The following is a 17,226-nucleotide window of genomic DNA, read 5'->3' on the forward strand; positions in this document are numbered from 1 at the left end:
GTGACGTTTGGATGGCATCATCCGCCCATGACCGTGCTGCGCGTGGCCACCTACAACATCCACAAGGGCGTCCAGGGCCTGGGGCCGGCGCGCCGGCTGGAAATCCACAACCTGGCGCACGCGGTGGAGCAGTTCGACGCCGACATCGTGTGCCTGCAGGAGGTGCGCAGCCACCACCGCAAGCTGGAGAAGCACTTCACCCGCTGGCCCGATCTGGACCAGGCCGGCTACCTCTCTCCGGAGGGCTACGAATCGGTCTACTGCACCAATGCGGTGACCCGGCATGGCGAGCACGGCAACGCGGTGCTGTCGCGATGGCCGGTCGTCTCCAGCGGCCATGCCGATGTGTCCGACCACCGGTTCGAGCAGAGGGGGCTGCTGCATGTGAGCGTGCTGGTGGACGGCATCGAGGTGCATGTGGTGGTGGTGCATCTGGGCCTGATCCACGCCAGCCGCGAGCGACAGGTGGCGCGGCTCGGTGCGTTCATCGAACGCGAGGTGCCGGCCGACACCCCGCTGGTGGTGGCCGGCGACTTCAACGACTGGGGCGCGCGCCTGCTGCGGCCCATGGATGCGCTGGGCCTCAAGACCTTCGAGGGCATCCGCCTGCCCACCTTCCCGGCGCGGCTGCCGCTGCTGCACCTGGACCGCATCTACGCACGGGGGCTGCGCCCCCTGTCGGCCCACGTGCCGCATGGCAAGGCCTGGGCCCGCATGTCCGATCACCTGCCGCTGATTGCCGAGCTGGCGCTGTGAGCCGTCTGCCAGGTCAGCTCCGGTCCGGCCACCAGTTGCTGCTGCTGCAGAACGGGGCCGAATTCTTTCCCGCCCTGATCGAGGCCATGGACGCGGCGCAGCAGGTGGTGCACCTGGAAACCTACATCTTCGAGTTCGCCGGCGATGCCCTGCGGGTGGCGGAGGCGCTGGAGCGGGCCGCGCTGCGCGGCGTGGCGGTGCGCCTGGTGATCGACGGAGCGGGCACCCCCCAGGTACCGGCGGAATGGCAGGCACGGTTCGCCAGGGCCGGTGTGGTGCTTCGCCTGTATGCGCCGCTGGGCCGGCTGGGTCTGCTGATTCCGAGTCGCTGGCGGCGGCTGCACCGCAAGCTGTGCGTGGTGGACGGCACGGTGGGCTTCTGCGGCGGGATCAACCTGATCGACGACCACGACGATGTGGCCCTGGGTCGGCTGTCCGCCCCGCGCCTGGATTTCAGCCTGCGCGTGGCCGGACCGCTGGTGGCCGACATGGTCGACACCATGGAGACCCTGTGGTGGCGCCTGCAGGCCGCGCGCAGCGCCCGTCAGCGCGAGTTCAAGGCGGCCTGGGAGGCCCTGCGCGAATCGCGTCCGGTGGGTGACTTCTCCCAGCTGCTGCAGAAGATCGAGCGTCATGCCGATCCGGCCCTGCGGCTGTTCGACGACACCCAGACCCCGCCGGTGGTGGCCGAAGGCGCCCGCGCCGCCCTGCTGCTGCGCGACAACGTCGGCCATCGGCATGACATCGAGCGGGCCTACCTCAAGGCCATCGGCGAGGCGCGGCAGGAAATCATCCTGGCCAACGCCTACTTCATTCCGGGGCGGCGGGTGCGCAAGGCGCTGCTGATGGCGGCGCAGCGGGGGGTGCGGGTGCGGCTGCTGCTGCAGGGCAAGTACGAGCACTTCCTGCAGTACCGCGCCGCCCGGCCGGTGTATGCGCGGCTGGTGGCGGCCGGCATCGAGATCCATGAATACGCGCCCAGCGCCCTGCATGCCAAGGTGGCGGTGGTGGACAGCCGCTGGGCCACGGTCGGTTCGACCAACCTGGACCCGTTGTCGTTGCTGCTGGCGCGCGAAGCCAACGTCATGACCACCGACCGGGTCTTCTCGGCCCGTCTGCGCGACGCCCTGCATGCCATCCTGACCAGTTCCGGCCAGGCCATCGACCGTGCCAGCCTTCAGGGCCGGCCCTGGACGCAGCGCCTGCTCGACCGCATGGCCTTCGGCATCATGCGCACGGTGCTGTTCATCACCGGGCACCGCTACTGATGACCGGGGACCTGATCGTTCAGCGGCCCGAGGGCCTGTACTGCCCGCCGGGGGATTTCTACATCGATCCCTGGCGCCGCGTGGAGCGGGCCGTCATCACCCACGCCCATGCCGACCACGCTCGGCCGGGCCATGCCCATTACCTGGCCACGGCCGTGTCCGAGGGGTTGCTGCGCGCCCGGCTGGGGCAGGGCATCACCCTGCAGGGGCTGGCCTATGGCGAGGCGGTGGAGCACAACGGGGTGCGCATCTCGCTGCACCCCGCCGGCCATGTGCTGGGCTCGGCGCAGGTGCGCATCGAACACGGCGGACAGGTGTGGGTGGCCAGCGGCGACTACCGCACCACGCCGTCCGGGGCGCTGCCCGACCGCACCTGCACGCCCTTCGAGCCGGTGCGCTGCGATGTGTTCATCACCGAGTCGACCTTCGGCCTGCCGGTCTACCGCTGGCGGCCGGACGGCGAGATCTTTGCCGGCATCAACGCCTGGTGGGCGGCCAATGCCGATGCCGGCCGGGCCAGCGTGCTGGTCTGCTACAGCCTGGGCAAGGCCCAGCGGTTGCTGGCCCACCTGGATGCCGGCATCGGCCCCATCGTCTGCCACGGCGCGGTGGAGCCCATCAACCGGGGCTACCGGGCCGCCGGCGTCAACCTGCCCGAGACGCTGATGGTCAGCGAGGTGCCCGACAAGGCCCTGCTGCGCCGTGCGCTGGTGCTGTGCCCGGGCAGCGCCCTGGGCTCGCCGTGGATCCGTCGCTTCGGCGATTTCAGCGATGCCTTTGCCAGCGGCTGGATGCAGGTGCGGGGTCAGCGCCGGCGCGGTGGCCACGACCGGGGCTTCGTGCTGTCCGACCACGCCGACTGGCCGGGCCTGCTGCAGGCCATCGGCGGCACCGGCGCCGAGCGCGTCATCGTCACCCACGGCCAGGTGCCGGTGCTGGTGCGCTACCTGCAGGAGCAGGGCCTGCAGGCCGAGGCCTTCGAGACCGAGTACGGCGACGAACACGAGACGCGCGCCGAAACCGGCGCCGAAGCCGCGGTCGAGACCCCGGTCGGGGGGGCGGCGTGAAGGACTTTGCCGACCTGTATGCCGAGCTCGATGCCACCACCTCCACCCAGGCCAAGGTGGCGGCGCTGGTGCGGCACTTCGCCCGGGTGGGTCCGGCCGATGCGGCCTGGGCCGCCTACTTCCTCTCCGGCGGCAAGCCGCGGCAGCTGATCCGCACTGCCCAGCTGCGCGCCCTGGCCACCGAGGCCGCCGGCCTGCCGGACTGGCTGTTCGAGGCCTCTTACCAGGCGGTGGGCGATCTGGCTGAAACCATCGCGCTGGTGCTGCCACCGCCCGACGGCACGGCCGGCGAGGCCCTGGGCCTGGCCGACTGGATGGCGCAGCGCCTGCTGCCGCTGCGCGGCCAGGACGAGGCGGCGGTGGCCGCGCAGCTGCGGGCCTGGTGGCGCGAGCTCGGACCGTTGTCGCGCTTCCTGCTCATCAAGCTGGTGGGCGGCGGTTTCCGGGTGGGGGTGAGCAAGCTGCTGGTGCAGCGGGCCGTGGCCGAGCACGCCGGCCTGGATCCCAAGCTGGTGGCGGCCCGCATGATGGGCTACACCGATGGCCGACGCCTGCCCCAGGCCGAAGACTGGCAGCGCATCACCGCCCTGACCGATGCCGACGGGCCTGCCGGGCCGACCGATGCCGCCCCGAGCCAGCCCTACCCGTTCTTTCTGGCGCAGCCGCTTCAGGACGAGCCGTCTGCCGTGCTCGGGGTCGCCACCGACTGGCGGGCCGAATGGAAGTTCGACGGCATCCGGGGGCAGATCGTGCGGCGTGGCGGCCAGACCTGGGTCTGGTCGCGCGGCGAGGAGCTCATGACCGACCGCTTCCCCGAGCTGCAGGCCCTGGCCGCCGGCTGGCCGGACGGCACGGTGGTCGATGGCGAGATCGTGGTCTGGGACGAATCCCTGCCGCCGCTGCCGGGCATCGACCGGCCCGGCCGTCCGGCCGGTTTTGCCGTGCTGCAGCAGCGCATCGGCCGACAGAAGCTGACCGCGTCGGTTCTGGCCAGGGCGCCGGTGGGCTTTGTGGCCTACGACCTGCTGGAGCAGGGCGGCGTGGACCTGCGTGGTGAACCGCTGGACCTGCGCCGGGAGCGGCTGCAGGACCTGGCCGCCGCAGTGGCACCGCGCCTGTGGCTGTCGCCGCTGCACCGCGCCGACGACTGGGCCACGCTGGCCCGGCGGCGCGAACAGTCGCGCGACCTGGGCGTGGAAGGCCTGATGCTCAAGCACCGCGCCAGCACCTACGGCGTGGGCCGCCACAAGCAGACCGAGGGCGACCAGGCCCTGGGCTGGTGGAAATGGAAGATCGATCCGCTGACGGTGGATGGCGTGCTCATCTATGCCCAGGCCGGCCACGGCCGCCGCGCCTCGGTCTACACCGACTACACCTTTGCCGTGTGGAACCGCCCGCCGCGCGATGCCGCCGAGGCGCAGGCGGTGGTCGAGGCCATTGCCGCGCGCCAGCCGCCCGCCCCCGACGGCCTGCAGCTGGTGGCCTTCACCAAGGCCTATTCGGGCCTGACCGACGAGGTGTTCAAGGCGGTCGACGCGGTCATCCGCAAGACCACGCTGGAGAAGTTCGGTCCGGTGCGCAGCGTGCGGCCCACACTGGTGTTCGAGCTGGCCTTCGAGGGCATCGCGCGCAGCAGCCGCCACAAGAGCGGCGTGGCGCTGCGCTTTCCGCGCATGCTGCGGCTGCGCACCGACAAGCCGCTGCACGAGGCCGGCACCCTGCCCGAGCTCGAATCCTTGCTGCGCTGAGGGCATGCGGTCGTTGTCAAGATCCGGTACGGGGGGCGGTGTTAGCATGGCCCATGCTCATGAAAACTGGTGAAGCCATGAACCCAGCTGCCCCCGAGGACGACCACGGCACGCCCGTGTCGGTCCGCATCCGCGAGCGCCTGAAGGCCGCCCGCCACCGCTTCCACTCCAACGACAACATTGCCGACTTCATCGAACCCGGTGAACTCGAGAAGCTGCTCGACGAAGTCACCGTCAAGATGCAGGGCGTGCTCGAGTCGATGGTCATCGACACCGAGAACGACCACAACACCGGCGAGACCGCCCGCCGAGTGGCCAAGATGTACCTCAAGGAGGTGTTCAACGGCCGCTACGTGAAGGGTCCGTCGGTCACCGAGTTCCCCAACGCCGAGCACCTCAACGAGCTGATGATCGTCGGCCCGATCACGGTGCGCAGCGCCTGCAGCCACCACTTCTGCCCGGTGATCGGCCGCATCTGGATCGGCGTGATGCCCAACGAGCACACCAACGTGATCGGCCTGTCCAAGTACGCCCGCCTGGCCGAATGGATCATGGGCCGGCCCCAGATCCAGGAAGAGGCCGTGGTGCAGCTGGCCGATCTGATCCAGGAAAAGACCCAACCCGACGGCCTGGCCATCGTCATGGAGGCCAGCCACTACTGCATGGCCTGGCGCGGGGTCAAGGACATGGACAGCAAGATGATCAACTCGGTCATGCGCGGCGTGTTCCTCAAGGACCCCAACCTGCGCCGCGAATTCCTCTCGCTCATCCCGCGCTGAAGGCGCCCCTCTTCCGGAAGACACCATGCTGGTCCGCCTGCTGTATGTGAGCCGCGCTGTCGAGAAAGACAGCGCCAAGGCCATCGAATCCATCCTCGAGTCGTCCCGTCAGCACAACCTGGGCAACGGCATCACCGGCGTGCTGTGCTACGGCGGTGGCGTGTTCCTGCAGGCCATCGAAGGCGGCCGCACGGCCGTCAACGAGCTGTACGGCCACATCGTGGGCGACAAGCGCCACACCGACGTGGTGCTGCTGCACTACGAGGAGATCACCGAGCGCCGCTTCGGTGGCTGGACCATGGGCACGGTCAACCTGAGCAAGCTCAACACGTCCATCGTGCTGAAGTACTCCGAGAAGCCGGAGTTCGATCCGTACGCGGTCTCCGGTCGCGTCTCGCTGGCCCTGCTCGAGGAGCTGATGGCCACCGCCAGCATCATCGGCCGCGCCTGAGCACCACCGCTTTCCTGCTGATCATCCTGGCCGGTCTGATCCACGCCGGCTGGAACATCGTCGCCAAGAAAGCGGGCGGCGACTCGCGCTTCGCCTTCTTCACCGCCGTCATCATGATGGTGCTGTGGGCCCCGCTGGGCTGGTGGCTGGGCCGGGACGAACTGCCCCGCTGGGGCACCACCGAATGGGTCTTCGTGGCCATCAGCGGCGTGCTGCATGTGGTCTATTACGTCACCCTGCTGCGCGGCTACCGACGGGCCGACCTGACCGTGGTCTACCCGGTGGCCCGTGGCAGCGGCCCGCTGCTGTCGTCGCTGGCGGCCATCGTCCTGCTGGGCGAGCAGATATCGGCCCTGGGGGCGCTGGGCATCGCCGGCGTGGTGGGCGGCGTGTTCCTGATCGCCGGCGGGCCAGGGCTGGTCCGGGCGGCGCACGACCCGGCGGCCCGCGCCCGCATCCACAAGGGCCTGTACTACGGCGCGCTCACCGGCGTGTTCATCGCGTCGTACACGCTGGTGGATGGCTATGCGGTCAAGGTGCTGCTGATGTCGCCCATCCTGGTCGACTACATGGGCAACTTCTTCCGCGTGGCGCTGCTGGCTCCGGTGGTGCTGCGCGACCGCACGACCGCCTGGCGCCTGTGGACCACCCAGTGGCCCGCCGCCCTGGCGGTGGCGGCCATCAGCCCGGTGGCCTATGTGCTGGTGCTCTATGCCATGCGCGATGCGCCGATTTCGCACGTGGCGCCGGCGCGCGAGGTGTCCATGCTGTTTGCCGCCCTGATCGGCGGGCACCTGCTGGGCGAGGGTGACCGCATCGCCCGGGTGTGCGGGGCCATCTGCATCGCCGCCGGCGTGACCGCGCTCGGGCTGGGATGATCGGCGCATGACCCCGACGGATTCGCCGCAGCTGCTGGGCTGCGACTTCACCAGCGCCCCTTCGCGCCGCAAGCCGGTGACCCTGGCCACCGGCCGGCTCGACCGGGGCCGCCTGCGCCTGGACAGCCTGGAACGTTTCGAGACCCTGGACGCCTGGACCGACCGCCTGCGCCAGCCCGGCCCCTGGGTGGGCGGCTTCGATCTGCCCTTCGGCCTGCCGCGCGAGCTGGTGCAGACCCTGGGCTGGCCCACCGCCTGGCCCGCCTGCATGGACCATTACGCGGCGCTGTCGCGCGAGGCCATCCGCGATGCCTTTGCCGGCTTCTGCAACGCACGGCCGGTGGGTGGCAAGTTCGCGCACCGGGCCACCGACGGACCGGCCGGGTCGAGTCCCAGCATGAAATGGATCAACCCGCCGGTGGCCTTCATGCTGCATGCCGGCGTGCCGCGCCTGCGCCAGGCCGGCGTGACCTTGCTGGGGGTGGACGCACCCGGCGACCCGTCGCGGGTGGCGCTGGAGGCCTACCCGGGGCTGCTGGCGCGCAGCGTGCTGGGCAACACCAGCTACAAGGCCGACGACCGCGCCCGCCAGACGCCCGAGCGTCTGATCGCCCGCCGCACCCTGGTCGAAGCCCTGGAGAACGGCACACCGCCCCTGCTGCAGGCCGCCGGCCTGCGCCTCAAGCTCACCCATGCCCAGCGCGATGCGCTGGCCGACGACGCCAGCGGCGACACGCTCGATGCGGTGCTGTGCCTGCTGCAGGCGGCGTGGGCCTGGCAGCGCCGGCAGGCTGGCGACAAGCGCTGGGGGCTGCCCGCCTGCGATCCGCTGGAAGGCTGGATCGTGACCGCCGCTGCCTAGAATGCCGCCATGACCGTCACACCCCAATCCGTATCGCTGCCGGACAACCTTCCTGCCGACCTGCGCTTTGCCTTCGTGGAGGCCAGCTGGCACGCCGACATCGTGCAGCGCTCGCGCGATGCCTTCTTTGCCGAGATGCAGCGCGGCGGCGTGGCCGCCGACCGCATCGACGTCTTCGATGTGCCGGGCGCCTTCGAGATCCCGCTGCACGTGCAGCGGCTGGCGGCGTCGGGCCGTTATGCCGCCGTGGTGGGCAGCGCCCTGGTGGTGGACGGTGGCGTCTACCGCCACGACTTCGTGGCCGCCAGCGTGGTGCAGGCCCTGATGGATGTGCAGCTGCGCACCGGCGTGCCGGTGATCTCGGCGGTGCAGGCACCGCACCATTTCCACGAGCATGTGGAGCACCGGCGCTTCTTGCAGCAGCACTTTGCGTCCAAGGGCCAGGAGGCCGCGCAGGCCTGTCTGCTGACCGTGGCCGGCCTGCGGGCGGTCGACCGGCGTCTGGCAGGTCTGTAAGACCGACGGCGCCCGGCCGACCCATGGTGAACCCATTGCCGAGGTGTCCCCCATGAAACGCCGACTGCTGCTGATCTCCACCCACCTGCTCATGCTGCTCGCCGGTTTCGGCCTGGGCGTGTACTGGCTGCCCATCCTCACCGCGCCCGACGGGCCGGCCGCCGAGGTGCTGCAGCAGGCCGAGCGCACCGCCTCGTTCCAGGGCGAATTCCGACGCGACCTGGCCGACAGCGATGCCCTGCACTGGGGCGAGGGCCGGGTGCTGGTGGGGCCGGACCAGGTGGTGCTGCAGGGGCGCCTGGCCCCGGGGCCCGACTACAAGCTGTACCTGTCGCCCACCTTTGTCGAGACCGAGGCCGACTTCCAGCGCCTGAAGTCGTCGATGCGGCGGGTGGGCGACGTCAAGACCTTCGAGAACTTCGCCGTGCCCCTGCCGCCCGGCACCGATCTGGCGGCCTACACCACCGTGGTGGTGTGGTGCGAGACCTTCAGCGAGTTCATCACCGCCGCCCGGTACCGATGAAGCCGCTGGCTCTGGATGCGCTGCTGCAGCAGGTGCGGGCCTGCACCCGCTGCACCGATCTGCCGGCGGGGCCCCGCCCCGTGCTCCAGGCCGATGTCCGTGCGCGCATCCTGATCGCCGGGCAGGCGCCGGGCCGGCGGGTCCATGCCAGCGGCATCCCCTTCGACGACCCCAGCGGTGAACGGCTGCGCGACTGGCTGGGCCTGGACCGCGAGACCTTCTACGACCCCGCCCGGGTGGCCCTGCTGCCCATGGGCTTCTGTTATCCCGGTACCGGTCCGCACGGCGACCTGCCGCCGCGCCCGCTGTGCGCCAGCACCTGGCGGGCGCGTCTTCTGGACGGGCTGCGCCAGGTCCGCCTGACCGTGTTGCTGGGTCAGCACGCCCTGGCCTGGCACTGGCCCGATGCACCTCGCGCCCTGGCCGACGCGGTGCGGCTCAGCCATGCCACGGTCGTGGGTGGCGGGTCGCCGCTGATGGCGCTGCCACACCCCAGCCCACGCAACAACCGCTGGCTGGCGCAGCACCCCTGGTTCGCGGCCGAGGTGCTGCCGATGCTGCGCCAGCGGGTGGCCCAGGCTGTTGCATGATCGACGGCTCACAACCGGAGAGACCTGCATGAAACTGACCCAAGCCATCGGCGTGATCCTGATTGCCGGCGGCGCCATCGCCCTCGTCATGGGCAGCTTCAGCTACACGCGCGAGACCGAGGCGGTCAAGCTCGGGCCGATCGAGCTGACCGTGAAGCAGGAGGAGAAGGTGAACCTGCCGGCCTGGGCCGGTGGTGGCGCCATTGCGCTGGGCGTGGTGTTGCTGCTCGTGGGCGGACGCAAGCGCTGAGGCTGTCGCTCGCCATGCCGCAACACCGTGCCGACCGCGCGACGGCCTGGATGGCCGCCCGGGGCTGGCAGCCGTTCGAGTTCCAGCGTTCCGTCTGGGCCGCACAGGCCGAAGGCCGCAGCGGCCTGCTGCATGCCACCACCGGCGCCGGCAAGACCTATGCGGTCTGGCTGGGACTGGTGGACCGCCTGCTCTCCGAGCTGCCGACGGGGCGCACGCCGGCCGTGTCGGTGCTGTGGATCACCCCCATGCGGGCCCTGGCATCGGACAGCGCGGCCGCCCTGCGCGAGCCACTGGGGGACATGGCCCCGGCCTGGACCCTGGGTCAGCGCACCGGCGACACCCCGTCGGCCGAACGCGCCCGCCAGGACCGCCGCCTCCCCACGGTGCTGGTCACCACGCCCGAATCGCTCAGCCTGCTGCTGGCCCGCGACAAGGCTCCGCAGGAACTGGCCAGCGTGCGCGCCGTCGTGGTGGACGAGTGGCACGAGCTGATCGGCAGCAAGCGCGGCGTGCAGGTGCAGCTGGCGCTGGCCCGCCTGCGCCGCTGGCAGCCCGGGCTGATCACCTGGGGCATGAGCGCCACGCTGGGCAATCTCGACGAGGCCCGCCAGGTGCTGTGCGGCCCCGACGCCGCGCGCAGCGCCGCGCCGCCGTCGGTGCTGGTGCAGGGCCGGGTGGCCAAGACGCTGCGCATCGACACACTGATCCCGCCCGATCCCGGACGTTATTCGTGGTCGGGCCATCTGGGATCGCGCATGCAGGAGCCGGTGGTGCGTGAACTCGATGGCGCGGGCACCGCGCTGGTGTTCACCAACACCCGCAGCCAGGCCGAGATCTGGTACCAGCTGCTGCTGCAGCACCGGCCGGACTGGGCCGGTCAGGTGGCGCTGCACCACGGCAGCCTCGACAAGACGGTGCGCGAATGGGTGGAGGCCGGCCTGAAGGGGGGGCAGCTCAAGGCGGTGGTGGCCACCTCGTCGCTCGACCTCGGCGTGGACTTCCTGCCGGTGGAGCGGGTGCTGCAGATCGGCTCGGCCAAGGGCGTGGCCCGGCTGCTGCAACGCGCCGGACGCAGCGGGCATGCGCCGGGACGCCCCAGCCGCATCACCCTGGTGCCCACCAACACGCTCGAACTCGTCGAGGCGGCCGCCGTGCGCGAGGCGGCCCTGGCCGGCCGCATCGAGCCGCGCCACAGCCCGCACCAGCCGCTGGACGTGCTGGTGCAGCACCTGGTCACGGTGGCGCTGGGGGGCGGCTTCGAGGCCGATGCCCTGTTCGAAGAGGTGCGCACCGCCTGGGCCTACCGCGATCTCGGTCGCGAGGCCTTCGACTGGGCGCTGGCCTTCTGCGAGCGCGGCGGCGACAGCCTCACCGCCTACCCGGACTACCACCGCCTGGCCCGCGACGAGACCGGCGTCTGGCGCGTGCCCGACACGCCCCAGGGGCGTGCCACCGCACGCCGCCACCGCTGGGGCGTGGGCACCATCGTCAGCGATGCCTCGCTCCGGGTGCAGTACCAGAGCGGCGGGTCCATCGGCAGCATCGAGGAAGGCTTCATCTCGCGGCTGCGCAAGGGCGACTGCTTCGTCTTTGCCGGCCGCCTGCTCGAATTCGTGCGGGTGCACGACATGACCGCCTGGGTGAAGAAGGCCACCCGCCACAAGGGCGCAGTGCCCACCTGGCAGGGCGGCAAGATGCCCTTGTCCACCGAGCTGGCCGATGCGGTGCTGGAGCAGATGGCACTGGCCGAGGCCGGACGCTTCGATTCCCCCGAACTGCAGGCCGCCCGCCCCATGCTCGCCACCCAGGCACAACGCTCGCGCCTGCCGCTGCCGGGCGTGCTGCTGGTGGAGCGTTTCCGGTCGAAGGAGGGGCACCACCTGTGCCTGTTCCCGTTCGCCGGCCGGCATGTGCATCTGGGGCTGGCCAGCCTGCTGGCCTGGCGGCTGGCGCGCGAGCAGCCCAACACCTTCAGCCTGTCGGTCAACGACTACGGCTTCGAGCTGCTGGCGGCCGACGAGCCCGATCTGTCGCGGCTGCTCGACGGTTCTGTGCTGTCGTCGGACGATCTGCTGGCCCATGTGATGGCCTCGCTCAATGCGGGTGAACTGGCCCAGCGCCGATTCCGCGAGATCGCGCGCATCGCCGGTCTGGTGTTCAGCGGTCAGCCCGGTGCCCCGCGCAGCCTGCGCCAGCTGCAGGCCAGCAGCGGCCTGTTCTTCGAGGTGTTCCGCAAGTACGACCCGGGCAACCTGCTGCTGCGCCAGGCCGAGACCGAGGTGCTGTCGCAGGAGCTCGAGATCGGCCGGCTGCGCGATTGCCTGCAGCGCATGGCCGGCCAGCGGCTGGAACTGGTCGAACTGGACCGACCCAGCCCCATGAGCCTGCCGCTGATGGTGGAGCGCCTGCGCGAGCGCCTGAGCACCGAGCAGCTGTCGGCCCGTCTGGAGCGCATGCTGCGCGAGCTGGAGGAGGGCGCATGAGGTGGATGCGGCTGGCGTGGCTGGTGGTGTCGGTGACGGCGGGCCTGCCGGGCACGGCGGCAGCGGCGGCGTCCGAGCGCTACACCGCCCGAGTGACCCGGGTGCACGACGGCGACACCGTCTGGGTCCAGCCCCTGGCCGGCGGGCCCTATCGCAAGCTGCGCCTGCGGGGCATCGACGCGCCGGAAATCTGCCAGGCCGGCGGTGAGGCTTCGCGGGACGCACTGGCCGGCCGCATCCTGCGGCAGGTGGTGCGGGTCGAGGCGCACGGCGACGACACCTATGGCCGGGGCCTGGCCCGCCTCGAGCAGGACGGTCAGGACCTCAATGCCTGGCTGCTGGAGCGCGGACATGCCTGGGCATCGGGGGGCGGCGCGGCTTACCGGCGCCTGCAGGACAGGGCGCAGCGCGAGCGGCGGGGGCTGTTTGCCCGGCCCGGTGCCGAGCCTCCGCGGGATTTCCGCCGGCGGCACGGGCCGTGCCCCATGCCGCCGCGCCGCAGCGACTGAAGGCTCAGTGCCGGTGTCCGCAGACCGGGCAGGCCGGGTTGGCCGGGATGCCGATGCGGGTGAAGGCCAGGTCGCGGCCGTCGATCATCATCAGCTGGCCCGCCATGCGCGAGCCCAGACCGGCCAGCAGCTTCAAGGCCTCGGCGGCCTGCAGCGTGCCCACGATGCCCACCAGCGGCGCGAACACGCCCATGGTGGCACAGCGGGTTTCCTCCACGCCGCTGTCCTCCGGGAACACGCAGGCGTAACAGGGGTTGGCGGCCTCGCGCGTGTCGTACACGCTGAGCTGACCGTCCATGCGGATGGCCGCACCCGACACCAGCGGCTTGCCATGCTGCACACAGGCCCGGTTGATGGCGTGGCGGGTGGCGAAGTTGTCGGTGCAGTCCAGCACCACATCGGCCTGGCCCACCAGGGTGTCCAGCAGGGCGGCATCGGCCCGCCGGGTGATGGTGGTGACCACCGGGTCGGGGTTGATGGCCGCAATGGCCTCGCGCACCGACTCGGCCTTGGGATGACCCACCCGGGCCAGGTTGTGGGCGATCTGGCGCTGCAGGTTGGTCTCGTCCACCACGTCGTGGTCGACCACCGTGATGCGGCCCACGCCGGCGCTGCCCAGGTAGAGCGCGGCCGGCGAGCCCAGGCCGCCGGCGCCCACGATCAGGGCGTGCGAGGCCAGGAGCTTCTCCTGGCCCTCGACCCCGAGTTCATTGAGGAGGATGTGCCGCGAGTAACGCAGCAGCTGGGCGTCGTCCAACGGCAGACCTGGCGTCAGTTGGCCTTCTTGTCGTCGGCGCTGCGCACCTGCAGCGTCTTGCTCACCAGCACCGGCTTGCCCTTGAGCTGGTTGAGCGCCTGCTGCAGCTGGAAGTCCTTGTCGCTGCCGAACTCGGGCACCAGGCGCTGGTTCGGGTTCTTCTTGGCTTCTTCTTCCAGCCGCTTGCGCGCGGCCTCGCGTTCCTGGTCGCGCTGCTGCTCGGCGGCGCGCTGGGCGTCGGTCATGGGCGCCGGCTTGGCCTCGGTGCCGTTCATGAGGTGCTTCTGCAGGTCGGCCTCGCGGGTGCGCAGGGCGGCGAACACATTGCCTTCCGGGGTCTCGTCGACCATCACGTCCGGCACGATGCCCTTGGCCTGGATGGTGCTGCCCGAGGGCGTGTAGTAGCGGGCGGTGGTGAGCTTCAGGCCGGTGTCGGGGCCGAGCGGGCGCACCGTCTGGACCGAGCCCTTGCCGAAGGTCTGGCTGCCCATGATGGTCGCGCGCTTGTGGTCCTGCAGGGCGCCGGCCACGATCTCGCTGGCCGAGGCCGAGCCTTCGTTCACCAGCACCACCATCGGCACCTTCTTGTAGAAGTTGCGGGTGGACTGGGCCAGGCGGGCGACATGGTCCGGGCCGCCGCGGGTCAGGTAGTGCTGCGGCACCGCCTTGTAGACCATCTTGCTGTCGGCTGTCTGGCCGTTGGTGGAGACCACGGTCACGTCCTCGGGCAGGAACATGGCCGAGATGGCCACGGCGGCGGGCAGCAGGCCGCCCGGGTCGTTGCGCAGGTCGAGCACCAGGCCCTTCATGTTCGGGTCGGCCTTGTACAGCTCCTCGAGCTTGCGGGCCACGTCCTCGGTGGTGCGCTCCTGGAACTGCGACACGCGGATCCAGCCGAAGCCGGGCTCCACGTTGCGGGCCTTGACGCTCTGGGTCTTGATCTCTTCGCGGACGATGGTGACCGGGAAGGTGCGGTCCTCGTCCTTGCGGAAGATGGTCAGCAGCACCTTGGTGCGGGGCTCGCCGCGCATCATCTTGACCGCGTCGTTGATGGTCAGGCCCTTGACCGGGGTGTCGTCGATCTTGGTGATCAGGTCGCCGCTCTTGAGGCCGGCGCGGAAGGCGGGCGAATCCTCGATGGGGGACACCACCTTCACCAGACCGTCTTCCATGCCGATCTCGATGCCCACGCCCACGAATCGGCCGCTGGTGCCTTCGCGGAATTCCTTGAACGACTTCTTGTCGAAGTACTGCGAGTGCGGGTCTAGGCTGCTGACCATGCCCGAGATGGCCTCGGAGATCAGCTTCTTCTCGTCCACCGGCTCCACATAGTCGCTCTTGACCATGCCGAACACGGCCGCGAGCTGCTGCAGCTCTTCCAGCGGCAGCGGCGCCAGGCTGCTGCGGGCCGTGGCCTGGAGTTGTACCGTGGTCAGGGCGCCGGCCACTGCGCCGATGGCCACCCAACCTGCAATCTTGAGCTTCTGGCCCACCTGTTTCGACATGTCTCTTGCCCTTCGAGCCGCGTGAACTGACGCGGGAACTGACGCTTGAGCGTGACCCCACGGCCCGCCCGTCGGGCCAATATACACCTACGACCCCCTGGGCGGCGCCCGGTTCCCGGGCGGCGGCGCAGGGATTACCGGTGGTGTGGACCGGGTCCGCGAGCGGTCGGGTGCCGGCTCAGGCCTTGCCCTGGGCCGCCACGGCAGCGGCAGCGCGGGCGGCGGCCTCGGCATCACCCAGGTAGTAGTGGCGGATGGGGCGCAGATCGGCGTCGAGCTCGTACACCAGCGGAATGCCGTTGGGGATGTTGAGGTTGACGATGTCGGCGTCCGAGATGCCGTCGAGGTACTTCACCAGCGCCCGGATGCTGTTGCCGTGCGCAGCCACCACGACACGGCGGCCGGACCTGATGGCCGGTGCCAGCGACTCGTTCCAGAACGGGATGACCCGTGCCACGGTGTCCTTGAGGCACTCGGTCAGCGGCACTTCCTCGGGTTTGAGCAAGGCGTATCGGCGGTCGCCCCGCTCGCAGCGCGGGTCGGTGGCATCGAGTGCCGGCGGCGGCGTGTCGTAGCTGCGGCGCCAGATCAGCACCTGCTCGTCACCGTACTGGGCGGCCATGTCGGCCTTGTTCAGGCCCTGCAGCGCGCCGTAGTGGCGCTCGTTCAGGCGCCAGTGCTTGACCACCGGCAGCCAGGTGCGGTCCATGGCATCCAGCGTGTACCACAGGGTGTGGATGGCCCGCTTGAGCACGCTGGTGTAGGCGATGTCGAAATCGAAGCCTTCGGCCTTGAGCAGCCGCCCGGCCGACATGGCCTGCGACACGCCGGTGGGTGTGAGGTCCACGTCGGTCCAGCCGGTGAAGCGGTTTTCGAGATTCCAGGTGGATTCGCCGTGGCGGATCAGGACGAGCTTGTGCATGACGGGGAGGGCAGGTTGGGACGGAGACGAAGAAAGCAGGCCGGCGTGCCGCAAGGGCACAGCCCGCCATTCTAAAATCCCCGGCTTCTCCACAAAGGTGACCTCAAGTGAGCTTCTTCATCGAGAACTGGGTACTGATCGCTGCCGCATTCGTGTCCGGCGCTTTTCTGGTGTGGCCGGCGGTGCGTTCCGGCCAGCGTGCCGGCACGCTGGCCCCCAATGACGCCGTCATGCTGATGAACCGGGAAAAGGCGGTGGTGGTCGACGTGTCCACCGAAGCCGAGTTCGGCGCCGGCCACATCATCGGTGCGCGCCACGTGCCGGTGGACGAGGTGACCGCCAAACTGCCTGCCACGGTCAAGAACAAGAACCTGCCGGTGATCTTCGTCTGTCCCACCGGCGCCCGCGCCAACCGCGCCGTGGCCGAGGCCCGCAAGCTGGGCTACGAGAAGGCCCATTCCCTCTCGGGCGGCATGGGTGCCTGGCGCACCGCCGGCCTGCCGGTGGAAAAGGCCTGATCATTCGACCCATGGCCAAAGTCACCATCTACTCCAGCGATTTCTGCCCCTACTGCACCCGCGCCAAGGCCCTGCTGCAGGCCCGTGGCGTGACCGACTACGAAGAAATCGTGGTCGACGGCAAGCCCGAGGTGCGTGCCCGCATGACCCAGATCACCGGCCGCACCAGCGTGCCGCAGATCTTCGTCGGCGACACCCATGTGGGCGGTTGCGACGACCTGCATGCCCTGGACGGCAAGGGCGGCCTGGTGCCCCTGCTGCAGGCCTGACGCCACCGGCCGGGGACCGTCCGCCGGCTGACATAATCCACGCCGTGCCCGCTGCGGGAACACCTTCCCGGCGGGCCTTTTCTTTTTCTGAACCAGCGAGACACCACCATGGCCGAGAACCTCGACCCCGTTTTCCAGATCCAGCGCATCTACCTCAAGGAAGCCTCCCTGGAACAACCCAACTCCCCGGCCATCCTGCTGGAGCAGGAGCAGCCCTCGGTCGACATCCAGCTGGGCGTGGAAGCCTCACCGCTGGCCGAAGGCGTGTACGAAGTGGCCGTGACCGCCACCGTGCAGACCAAGATCAAGGACAAGACCGTGTTCCTGGTCGAGGCCAAGCAGGCCGGCATCTTCGAAGTCCGCAACCTGCCCGAAGAGCAGATGGGCCCGATCATGGGCATTGCCTGCCCGCAGATCGTCTACCCCTACCTGCGCAGCAACGTGGCCGACATCGTTCAGCGTGCCGGCTTCCCGCCGGTGCACCTGGCCGAGATCAACTTCCAGGCCATGTACGAGCAGCAGCAGGCGCAGCAGGCCCAGCAGGAAGGCTCGCGCATCATCACCAGCTGAGC

General features: G+C 70.1%; 20 protein-coding genes. 17 read left to right on the forward strand and 3 right to left on the reverse strand.

Annotated features, from left to right (window positions below; all coding sequences use genetic code 11):
* Positions 1–27 precede the first annotated feature (27 nt).
* Genes CAP38_RS15540 through CAP38_RS14380 form a run of 14 tightly spaced genes read left to right on the forward strand, consistent with a single transcriptional unit; the run spans position 28 to position 12,683 of the window.
* Positions 28–756 carry an endonuclease/exonuclease/phosphatase family protein gene (locus tag CAP38_RS15540; RefSeq protein ID WP_256924467.1) on the forward strand — a complete coding sequence of 243 codons (729 nt, stop codon included), beginning with the start codon at positions 28–30 and terminating at the stop codon, positions 754–756.
* Complete coding sequence (gene clsB, locus CAP38_RS14320) at positions 753–2,024, forward strand: cardiolipin synthase ClsB (protein ID WP_256924468.1); 1,272 nt, start codon at positions 753–755, stop codon at positions 2,022–2,024. Before CAP38_RS15540 ends, clsB begins: the two co-directional genes overlap by 4 nt.
* A complete protein-coding gene (locus tag CAP38_RS14325) occupies positions 2,024–3,091 on the forward strand; it encodes a ligase-associated DNA damage response exonuclease (protein ID WP_086122106.1) in 1,068 nt (355 codons plus the stop codon). Before clsB ends, CAP38_RS14325 begins: the two co-directional genes overlap by 1 nt.
* Positions 3,088–4,839 (forward strand): ATP-dependent DNA ligase, encoded by a 1,752-nt coding sequence (locus CAP38_RS14330; RefSeq protein WP_086122107.1) that lies wholly within the window; start codon positions 3,088–3,090, stop codon positions 4,837–4,839. Before CAP38_RS14325 ends, CAP38_RS14330 begins: the two co-directional genes overlap by 4 nt.
* A gap of 53 nt (positions 4,840–4,892) precedes the next feature.
* Positions 4,893–5,618, forward strand: a complete 726-nt coding sequence (folE, locus tag CAP38_RS14335) for a GTP cyclohydrolase I (RefSeq protein ID WP_086122108.1) — start codon at positions 4,893–4,895, stop codon at positions 5,616–5,618.
* A 25-nt stretch (positions 5,619–5,643) separates the two neighbouring features.
* Entirely contained in the window at positions 5,644–6,069 is a 426-nt protein-coding gene (locus tag CAP38_RS14340; protein WP_086122109.1) for a BLUF domain-containing protein, read from the forward strand.
* Positions 6,066–6,947, forward strand: a complete 882-nt coding sequence (locus CAP38_RS14345; RefSeq protein WP_086122168.1) for an EamA family transporter — start codon at positions 6,066–6,068, stop codon at positions 6,945–6,947. The genes CAP38_RS14340 and CAP38_RS14345 overlap by 4 nt, the downstream gene beginning before the upstream one ends.
* A 7-nt stretch (positions 6,948–6,954) precedes the next feature.
* Entirely contained in the window at positions 6,955–7,809 is an 855-nt protein-coding gene (locus CAP38_RS14350; protein ID WP_086122110.1) for a DUF429 domain-containing protein, read from the forward strand.
* Positions 7,810–7,818: 9 nt separating this feature from the next.
* Positions 7,819–8,325 (forward strand): 6,7-dimethyl-8-ribityllumazine synthase, encoded by a 507-nt coding sequence (locus CAP38_RS14355; protein ID WP_086122111.1) that lies wholly within the window; start codon positions 7,819–7,821, stop codon positions 8,323–8,325.
* Between the two features lie 52 nt (positions 8,326–8,377).
* Complete coding sequence (locus CAP38_RS14360) at positions 8,378–8,848, forward strand: DM13 domain-containing protein (RefSeq protein WP_086122112.1); 471 nt, start codon at positions 8,378–8,380, stop codon at positions 8,846–8,848.
* Complete coding sequence (locus CAP38_RS14365) at positions 8,845–9,438, forward strand: uracil-DNA glycosylase family protein (RefSeq protein WP_086122113.1); 594 nt, start codon at positions 8,845–8,847, stop codon at positions 9,436–9,438. Before CAP38_RS14360 ends, CAP38_RS14365 begins: the two co-directional genes overlap by 4 nt.
* A 28-nt stretch (positions 9,439–9,466) precedes the next feature.
* On the forward strand, positions 9,467–9,688 hold the full coding sequence (locus tag CAP38_RS14370; protein WP_086122114.1) for a hypothetical protein: 222 nt from the start codon (positions 9,467–9,469) through the stop codon (positions 9,686–9,688).
* 14 nt (positions 9,689–9,702) lie between these two features.
* Complete coding sequence (locus tag CAP38_RS14375) at positions 9,703–12,174, forward strand: ligase-associated DNA damage response DEXH box helicase (protein ID WP_086122115.1); 2,472 nt, start codon at positions 9,703–9,705, stop codon at positions 12,172–12,174.
* Positions 12,171–12,683, forward strand: coding sequence for a thermonuclease family protein (locus tag CAP38_RS14380; RefSeq protein WP_256924469.1), 513 nt, complete (start codon positions 12,171–12,173; stop codon positions 12,681–12,683). The genes CAP38_RS14375 and CAP38_RS14380 overlap by 4 nt, the downstream gene beginning before the upstream one ends.
* Positions 12,684–12,687: 4 nt before the next feature.
* Here CAP38_RS14380 and CAP38_RS14385 read toward each other — a convergent pair whose 3' ends face one another.
* From CAP38_RS14385 to gpmA, 3 genes are all read right to left on the reverse strand, one after another.
* A complete protein-coding gene (locus CAP38_RS14385; protein WP_086122117.1) occupies positions 12,688–13,440 on the reverse strand; it encodes a HesA/MoeB/ThiF family protein in 753 nt (250 codons plus the stop codon).
* Between the two features lie 14 nt (positions 13,441–13,454).
* A complete protein-coding gene (locus CAP38_RS14390; protein ID WP_086122169.1) occupies positions 13,455–14,933 on the reverse strand; it encodes a S41 family peptidase in 1,479 nt (492 codons plus the stop codon).
* Between the two features lie 190 nt (positions 14,934–15,123).
* Complete coding sequence (gene gpmA / locus CAP38_RS14395; RefSeq protein ID WP_086122118.1) at positions 15,124–15,867, reverse strand: 2,3-diphosphoglycerate-dependent phosphoglycerate mutase; 744 nt, start codon at positions 15,865–15,867, stop codon at positions 15,124–15,126.
* A gap of 107 nt (positions 15,868–15,974) precedes the next feature.
* On the opposite strand from gpmA, the gene CAP38_RS14400 reads away from it, so the two are divergent.
* The 3 genes from CAP38_RS14400 to secB all read left to right on the forward strand — a co-directional run bounded on the left by CAP38_RS14400 (position 15,975) and on the right by secB (position 17,224).
* Positions 15,975–16,385 (forward strand): rhodanese-like domain-containing protein, encoded by a 411-nt coding sequence (locus tag CAP38_RS14400; protein WP_086122119.1) that lies wholly within the window; start codon positions 15,975–15,977, stop codon positions 16,383–16,385.
* An 11-nt stretch (positions 16,386–16,396) separates the two neighbouring features.
* On the forward strand, positions 16,397–16,654 hold the full coding sequence (grxC, locus tag CAP38_RS14405; RefSeq protein WP_086122120.1) for a glutaredoxin 3: 258 nt from the start codon (positions 16,397–16,399) through the stop codon (positions 16,652–16,654).
* Between the two features lie 108 nt (positions 16,655–16,762).
* Positions 16,763–17,224 carry a protein-export chaperone SecB gene (secB, locus tag CAP38_RS14410; protein ID WP_086122121.1) on the forward strand — a complete coding sequence of 154 codons (462 nt, stop codon included), beginning with the start codon at positions 16,763–16,765 and terminating at the stop codon, positions 17,222–17,224.
* Positions 17,225–17,226: the final 2 nt, after the last annotated feature.

The sequence above is a fragment of the Hydrogenophaga sp. IBVHS2 genome (assembly GCF_002127215.1).
Taxonomy (GTDB): Bacteria; Pseudomonadota; Gammaproteobacteria; order Burkholderiales; family Burkholderiaceae_C; genus Hydrogenophaga.